General features: G+C 70.2%; 7 protein-coding genes. 5 read left to right on the top strand and 2 right to left on the bottom strand.

The window, feature by feature from the left end; translation table 11 throughout:
* Nucleotides 1-214: 214 nt before the first annotated feature.
* On the bottom strand, nt 215-889 hold the full coding sequence (gene lexA, locus AB0A74_RS20790; protein ID WP_358251616.1) for a transcriptional repressor LexA: 675 nt from the start codon (nt 887-889) through the stop codon (nt 215-217).
* 242 nt (nt 890-1,131) lie between these two features.
* On the opposite strand from lexA, the gene AB0A74_RS20785 reads away from it, so the two are divergent.
* The 5 genes from AB0A74_RS20785 (at nt 1,132) to AB0A74_RS20765 (ending at nt 7,233) form a co-directional block, all read left to right on the top strand.
* Nucleotides 1,132-1,623 carry a LysM peptidoglycan-binding domain-containing protein gene (locus tag AB0A74_RS20785; protein ID WP_358251609.1) on the top strand — a complete coding sequence of 164 codons (492 nt, stop codon included), beginning with the start codon at nt 1,132-1,134 and terminating at the stop codon, nt 1,621-1,623.
* A 295-nt stretch (nt 1,624-1,918) separates the two neighbouring features.
* The gene (gene nrdR / locus AB0A74_RS20780; protein WP_343936177.1) at nt 1,919-2,374 is read left to right on the top strand and encodes a transcriptional regulator NrdR; all 456 of its coding nucleotides are present in this window, start codon (nt 1,919-1,921) and stop codon (nt 2,372-2,374) included.
* A 96-nt stretch (nt 2,375-2,470) separates the two neighbouring features.
* Entirely contained in the window at nt 2,471-5,305 is a 2,835-nt protein-coding gene (locus tag AB0A74_RS20775; protein WP_358251608.1) for a vitamin B12-dependent ribonucleotide reductase, read from the top strand.
* Nucleotides 5,306-5,474: 169 nt separating this feature from the next.
* The gene (locus tag AB0A74_RS20770; RefSeq protein ID WP_358251606.1) at nt 5,475-6,458 is read left to right on the top strand and encodes an ADP-ribosylglycohydrolase family protein; all 984 of its coding nucleotides are present in this window, start codon (nt 5,475-5,477) and stop codon (nt 6,456-6,458) included.
* A 64-nt stretch (nt 6,459-6,522) separates the two neighbouring features.
* The gene (locus tag AB0A74_RS20765; protein ID WP_358251604.1) at nt 6,523-7,233 is read left to right on the top strand and encodes a ferritin-like domain-containing protein; all 711 of its coding nucleotides are present in this window, start codon (nt 6,523-6,525) and stop codon (nt 7,231-7,233) included.
* On the opposite strand, the gene AB0A74_RS20760 is transcribed toward AB0A74_RS20765, so the two are convergent.
* A complete protein-coding gene (locus AB0A74_RS20760; RefSeq protein ID WP_358251602.1) occupies nt 7,188-7,805 on the bottom strand; it encodes a hypothetical protein in 618 nt (205 codons plus the stop codon). The genes AB0A74_RS20765 and AB0A74_RS20760 overlap by 46 nt on opposite strands.
* Nucleotides 7,806-7,826: the final 21 nt, after the last annotated feature.

Here is a 7,826-nt window from a genome sequence, read left to right as displayed (position 1 = left end):
ACCACGCCCGCGCCACGCCCGCGCCACGCCACGCCCGCGCCGCAGTGCCGGCCGCGCCGCAGCCCTCGCCGGGCGTCGCTCAACCCGTCCCCGGACGTGCCGGAACCGACCGGCCCCTCCCGCCTCCCGCGTTCCTCCTACTTCACGGGACGCCCGAGTCGCCGATCGGTTCCGAAGCCTGCATGTCACTCGATCGGGTGGGACCTCCCGGCCCTCAGAGTCGGCGCAGCACCGCCGTCACCTTGCCCAGGATGGTCGCCTCGTCACCCAGGATCGGCTCGTAAGCCGGGTTGTGCGGCAGCAGCCACACGTGGCCGTCCTTGCGCTTGAACGTCTTCACGGTGGCCTCGCCGTCGATCATCGCCGCCACCACGTCGCCGTTGTCGGCGGTCGGCTGTTGGCGCACCACGACCCAGTCGCCGTCGGTGATGGCGGCGTCCACCATCGAGTCGCCGACGACCTTGAGCAGGAAGACCTCGCCCTCGCCGACCAGGTCGCGGGGCAGCGGGAACACGTCCTCGATCGCCTCCTCCGCCAGAATCGGGCCACCGGCGGCGATGCGGCCCAGCATCGGCACGTAGGCGGGCGTCGGCTTGGACGCCGGGTCCAGGCCGGTCACGATCTCCGTGGGCAGCACGCCCACCGCGCGCGGCCGGTTCGGGTCGCGGCGCAGGAAGCCCTTGCGCTCCAGCGCGCGCAGCTGGTGGGCCACCGAGGAGGTGGACGTGAGGCCGACCGCCTCGCCGATCTCCCGCACGCTGGGCGGGTAGCCGAACCGGTCCAGCCAGTCCCGGATCACGTCGAGCACCTTGCGCTGGCGCAGGGTCAGTCCCGCGTTGCCCGCGATGTCCGCGGGTTCGGGCACGGAGGGCACATCGGCGATGCGCAGGTCGTCGTCGGTCTTGCGAGCCACAGTGCTTCCCTCCTCACCGGTCCCGATCGCCCAGGCCGGCTGTACGTCGATCTTCGGTTGTGAAGGTAGTCGCACTCGTTGTCCAGATCAAACACCTGTTCGAAGTAAGTGTCGGCGTGTCCTTCCCGTTACGCCGGTCGAAGTGGTAGACATTCGCACGGACGTTCGATCGAACAAGAGTTCGATCATGATCGTTTGACCTGCGACGGGAGGACGTCATGGCGGTGGTGGTCGGTACGCGGAGCGGGTTCGAACTCGTCGACGGCGCCGTGGCCGAGGACGTGCGGCGTGGCGAACCCCTCCCGCCCGGACCGAGGGTCCTGCGCAGCTTCCGGATCGACCAGCGCCGGCCGACGACGCCGCGCCCCCGGCCGCTCGCCGTGGCCACCGCGCCCGAGGCCGCCGCGTGCACCGTCCGCGAGCAGCGCCCGGCCGTCCAGTTCGCCCGCTACGCCGCCGTCGCCGTCCTCGCGGCCGTCACGCTCAGCGTGCTCTACCTGTTCGCCTCCGGCGCCGCCTCGGTCCCCGAACGCACCAGCGTCGTCCACGTCCAGGTGGGTGAGACGCTCTGGGACATCGCCGAGCGCACCGCGCCGGACAGCGACCCCGAGGCGGTCGTGCTCCGCATCAAGGAGCTGAACCGGCTCGCCGACCCCTCGATCAAGCCCGGCCAGTCGCTCGTCGTCCCGGACGGGCGCACCGACGGCTGACCCCTCCTCACCGACGTCCGGTCGCGGGCCGGCACCCTGTGCGGGTGCCGGCCCGCGTCGCGTCCGGCCGCCGACGCCTCCCCGTGATCGCCGGGTCGCGGTGCGTCGTGCGTCGAGGTTCACTCGACCGAGCCGGCCGCGACACGCCGGGTTCAGCTTGCGCCATCTAGGCGACGGGCATAGGTTGACCCCTACATCTAGTGGTTACACCGTTGTAGTTAGTCCACAGGTTGTGGGTTTCCCCATCACGTGGGCTGACGCGATGGGTGCTGCGCCGGGGAGGGGTGAGCCAGTCGTGCGCTGTCCGTTCTGCCGCAACTCGGACTCCCGCGTGGTCGACTCGCGCGAGGTGGACGAGGGCCAGGTGATCCGCCGCCGACGCTCCTGCTCCAGCTGCGGGCGCCGCTTCACCACCGTCGAGGAGGCGGTGCTCGCGGTGGTCAAGCGCTCCGGCGTGACCGAGCCGTTCAGCCGGGACAAGGTGGTCACCGGCGTCCGGCGCGCGTGCCAGGGCCGGCCCGTGGACGAGGACGCCCTGTCGCTGCTGGCCCAGCGGGTCGAGGAGTCGATCCGCTCCACCGGGTGCGCCGAGATCCCGAGCCACGAGGTGGGGCTCGCGATCCTCGGGCCGCTCAGAGAGCTGGACGAAGTCGCCTACCTGCGCTTCGCCAGCGTTTACCGGTCCTTCTCCTCGGTCGAGGACTTCGAGAAGGAGATCGCGGACCTGCGCAACGCGCAGCACTCCGAATAAGCACTCCACAGACTTCCCGCGGCCGTTTCCGGAGTTCGACCCCGGTTGTCGGCCGCCCCCAGGCATTTCGAGTAGCGGAAGAAAGAGGAACGGGGAATGACGGAGACCGTTGGCGGCTCCAGCAAGAAGACCGCCACCCGGAACGGCGCGGGGGACAAGCGGCGCCTGGAGGTGGAGCGCGTCTACACCACCGAGGGCGTGCACCCCTACGACGAGGTGACCTGGGAGCGTCGCGACGTCGTCATGACGAACTGGCGCGACGGCTCGATCAACTTCGAGCAGCGCGGTGTGGAGTTCCCCGACTTCTGGTCGGTCAACGCGACCAACATCGTGACCAGCAAGTACTTCCGCGGCGCGGTGGGCACGCCGCAGCGCGAGCACAGCCTGCGCCAGTTGATCGACCGCGTGGTGAAGACCTACGTCGAGGCGGGCGTCGAGCACGGCTACTTCGGGTCCGGCAAGGACGCCGAGGTGTTCGAGCACGAGCTGACCTGGATGCTGCTGCACCAGGTGTTCAGCTTCAACTCGCCGGTGTGGTTCAACGTCGGCACCAGCTCGCCGCAGCAGGTCAGCGCGTGCTTCATCCTCGCCGTGGACGACACGATGGAGTCGATCCTCAACTGGTACCGCGAGGAGGGCCTGATCTTCAAGGGCGGGTCGGGCGCGGGCCTGAACCTGTCCCGCATCCGGTCCTCGAAGGAGCTGCTCTCCTCCGGCGGCACCGCGTCCGGCCCGGTGTCGTTCATGCGCGGCGCGGACGCGTCCGCGGGCACCATCAAGTCCGGCGGCGCGACGCGTCGCGCGGCGAAGATGGTCGTGCTCGACGTGGACCACCCGGACGTCGAGGAGTTCATCGAGACCAAGGCGCGCGAAGAGGACAAGGTCCGCGCGCTGCGCGACGCCGGGTTCGACATGGACCTGGGCGGCAAGGACATCGTGTCCGTGCAGTACCAGAACGCGAACAACTCGATCCGCGTGTCGGACGAGTTCATGCACGCCTACGAGAACGGCGGCCAGTTCGGCCTGCGCGCCCGCCTGACCGGCGAGGTCATCGAGACCGTCGACGCCAAGCAGCTGTTCCGCAAGCTGGCGCAGGCGGCGTGGGAGTGCGCCGACCCGGGCATCCAGTACGACGGCACGATCAACGACTGGCACACCACGCCGGAGTCCGGCCGGATCACCGCGTCGAACCCGTGCTCGGAGTACATGCACCTGGACAACTCCAGCTGCAACCTGGCGTCGTTGAACCTGATGAAGTTCCTCAAGGACGACGGCCAGTTCGACGCGGAGCTGTTCGCGAAGTCGGTCGAGTTCGTGATCACGGCGATGGAGATCTCCATCAGCTTCGCGGACTTCCCGACCGAGCCGATCGCGGAGACCACCCGCAAGTTCCGCCAGCTGGGCATCGGCTACGCGAACCTGGGCGCGCTGCTCATGGCGACCGGTCACGCGTACGACTCCGAGGGCGGCCGGGCGCTGGCGGCGTCCATCACGTCGCTGATGCAGGCCGTGGCGTACAAGCGGTCCGCGGAGCTGGCCGGGATCGTCGGCCCGTACGAGGGTTACGCCCGCAACGCCGAGGCGCACCAGCGGGTCATCCGCAAGCACGCCGCGGCCAACGACCTGATCCGCACCTACCACGCCAACGACGCCCAGGTGCAGAAGCTGGCGACGCGGGTGTGGCAGGAGGGCATCCAGGTCGGCGCGAAGAACGGCTGGCGCAACGCGCAGGCGTCGGTGCTGGCCCCGACCGGCACCATCGGCCTGATGATGGACTGCGACACGACCGGCATCGAGCCGGACCTGGCGCTGGTGAAGTTCAAGAAGCTGGTCGGCGGCGGCTCGATGCAGATCGTCAACCAGACCGTGCCGCGCGCGCTGAAGGCGTTGGGGTACCAGGAGGAGCAGATCGAGGCGATCGTCGAGTACATCGGCGAGCACGGCCACGTGGTCGACGCCCCGGGTCTGCGCCAAGAGCACTACGAGGTGTTCGACTGCGCGATGGGTGAGCGTTCCATCGCGCCGATGGGCCACGTGCGGATGATGGCCGCGGTGCAGCCGTTCATCTCGGGCGCGATCTCCAAGACGGTGAACATGCCGGAGTCGGCGACCGTCGAGGACGTCGAGGAGATCTACTACCAGGGCTGGAAGCTGGGCCTGAAGGCGCTCGCGATCTACCGCGACAACTGCAAGGTCGGCCAGCCGCTGTCGGCGGGCAAGTCGGCGAAGTCCTCTTCGGACACCAAGGCGCCGGAGACGGTGGTCGAGTACCGGCCGGTCCGCAAGCGGCTGCCGAAGAAGCGCCCGTCGCAGACGGTGTCGTTCACCGTGGGTGGTGCCGAGGGCTACCTGCACGCCGGGTCGTACCCGGACGACGGCCTGGGCGAGATCTTCGTCAAGCTGGGCAAGCAGGGTTCGACGCTGGCCGGCGTGATGGACGCGTTCTCGATGTCGATCTCGGTGGGCCTGCAGTACGGCATCCCGCTGGAGTTCTACGTCTCGAAGTTCCAGAACCTGCGCTTCGAGCCGGCGGGCATGACCGACGACCCGGACGTGCGGATCGCGACCAGCGTACTGGACTACCTGTTCCGCCGCCTGGCCCTGGACTACCTGCCGTTCGAGAAGCGGGCCCAGCTGGGCATCTTCACCGCCGACGAGCGCACGGCCCAGGTGTCGCAGGACTACGGCAGCGGCTCGGACGTGGACCTGGAGGGCCTGCGCACGTCGGTCGATTCCTCCCCCACCCCGGCGGTGGAGGAGAAGAAGTCGGCGTCCGCGGACGTGAAGGTCGGCAGCTCCACGGAACTGCTCGAACTGCACCTGGGCACCACGGCCGACGCGCCGCTGTGCATGACGTGCGGCACGAAGATGCGCCCGGCCGGCTCCTGCTACCTGTGCGAGGGCTGCGGCTCGACCTCCGGTTGCAGCTGATCTGGCTGGTCGAAAGCGGGGAGTCTGCTGCGGCGGGCTCCCCGCTTTTCGCTTGCCCGAGTGGTCGCCGGCGGATCACCGCGGTGGAACATTCCGGGTACTTGCAGACCAAGGCCACCCTGCTCGCCTTCTCGGTTAGTTTGTTGCCGCAGTCGAGGAGGGGGTAGCGGTGAGGGCTAGTGGCAGTTTGTTCGGTTTGGCTTATGGGGACGCGTTGGGGGCGGCGACGGAGTTCCTGTCCGTGGCCGAGATCGAGCGGCGGTTCGGGGCAGGCGGGCCGGCGGACCTCGAAGGGCAGCCGGCCAAGGTCACCGACGACACGCAGATGACGTTGGCGGTGGCGCGGGCGTTGGCGGACGTCGTGCCGTGGCCCGAGCCGGTCGAGGCGGCGTTGCGCGAGCACTTCGTGGACTGGTGGCGCGATCCGGAGAACAACCGCGCGCCCGGCCTGACGTGCTTGGAGGCGTGCGAACGGCTGGCCACCGGGTTGTCCTGGACGGAGGCGAGCCGGCGGCGGTCCAAGGGGTGCGGGGCGAACATGCGCGTCGCGCCGGTCGGGCTGGTGCACGGCTGGGAGGACCGCACGCGTGCCGCCGTCGCGCAGTTCCAGTCCGCGCTGACCCACGGCCACCCGACGGCGCTGGCGGCGTCGGAGTTGACCGCGTTCGCCGTGCACTGGCTGCGTTCCGGCCTGCACCCGCGCGACCTGCCGGCGGCGTTGCGCGCCCGCGCGAACGAGCAACGCACCACCTACCACGTCGACTGGCTCGAAGACCTGTGGACCGGCCCCGCCGCGACCACCCCGGAGGACTTCATCGCCCGCGGCTGGGACGAGTGCCTGCGCGTCCTGGACAACCTCGACCTGGCCCTGGCGCACCCGGACCCGGACGAGGACCCGTGCCGCGCGACCGGCGAGGGCTGGGTGGCGGAGGAGGCGCTGGGCACGGCCCTGCACTGCTTCCTGCTGTTCCCCGACGACCCGGTCCGCGTGCTGCGGCGAGCGGCGACGACGTCCGGCGACTCCGACTCGATCGCCTGCCTGGCGGGCGCGTTCGCCGGCGCGTACCACGGCTTCGAGGCGTGGCCGGAGGACTGGCAGCACCGCATCGAGTACGGCGCGGAACTGGCCCGCTTCGGCCGCCTCTGGGACTAGGGAGGCCGGGAAACGCACTCGGAACCTCCACTCGATCTCCACATCCGTCCGGCACGGTGGAGGCGTGGACGGGTTCGAGGAGTGGGTGCGGGACTTCGAGGAGCAGGCTCGGCGGCGGCGGGAGACCGGTGACCCGGACTTCGCCCGCGGTGCCGTGATGGCGCCGGCCGTGGTGGCCAGTGTGCAGCGGTTCCAGGTCGGCGAGGCCGGGGACGGTGCCAACCTGATCGCCAAGGCGGCCGGTGAGCCCGTCTACGCGCGGGCGGTGCGGATGTTCGTGGCCGAGGAGCAGAACCACGCCCGGATGTTGGCGCTGCTCCTGCGTTCCGCCGGCGCGAAGACGCTTGACGGGCACTGGACCGACGCGGTGTTCGTGCGGCTGCGGCGGGCGTTGGGGCTGCGGCTGGAGTTGATGGTGCTGTTGATCGCGGAGGTCGTGGCGCTCGGCTACTACCGCGCCCTGCGCGACGGCTCCCGCGATGCCCTCACCTCGGAGGTCGCGGGACGCATCCTCGCCGACGAACGCCGCCACGTGCCGTTCCACTGCCTGCGCCTGCGCGGCGAGGTCCCGCGCGCGGCCCACACGATCTGGTGGTTCCTGCTCCTCGGCGCCCTGGCCACCGTCTGCTGGGACCACGGCCCCGCGTTGCGCCACCTCGGGGTGACGCGACGCGGGTTCGCCGCAGAGGTCGCCAAGGAGTTCAAGGCGGCGCTCGCCACGACCCGCGCTCAGTCGTCGTTCTCCTTGCGCACCACCAACTCGTTGTCCAAGTGAAGCAGGTCGTCCCAGAACGGGATCGACCGTTCGTGCGCCCCGTGCGGCGACGAGGCTCGCCCGCCGAAGTAGTGGAGCAGGTTCGCCCCGTAGTAGATGATGTCGGTCTGGTACATCGACAGCACGGGGTATCCGAACGTGCCTCGACCGCCCGGTAGGCACCGGTGCGTCCTGACGGGGACCATGCGCGGCACCGCGGCCAGGTGCGTTCGGGCCAGCGCCACGGCGTCGTCGTCGGCCACCGGGCGCTCCCCCCACGGCGTGTACCAGAACCCGTTCTCCACCACGTCGTACAGCACGCCCTCGACCGGCCACTCCACCTGGCCGCGCAGCGCGTCCGGGTCGCCGTCGCGCCAGTCCGGGAAGCCGGCGCCGGTCGGCAGCAGTTCGGCGAGGTAGGCGCGGTGGTCGTCGGCGAACTCGAAGCCGAACCGGTCCTCCACCGCCGCGATCTCGGCGTCCGTCAGCCCCGGTTCGAGGGCGACGCCGTTGCGCACGCGCGGGTTGACCAGGTTGTGCCGCAGGTGTTCGGCGACCGCCGACCCGAGTGCCGCGCCGTTCTCGAATTCCACGGCACCAGGGTCGGCGAGTCA

Source organism: Saccharothrix sp. NPDC042600 (assembly GCF_040647305.1).
Lineage (GTDB): Bacteria > Actinomycetota > Actinomycetes > Mycobacteriales > Pseudonocardiaceae > Actinosynnema > Actinosynnema mutabilis.
Note: the sequence above shows the minus strand (reverse complement) of the source record. Positions and strands in the feature narration are given on the sequence as shown.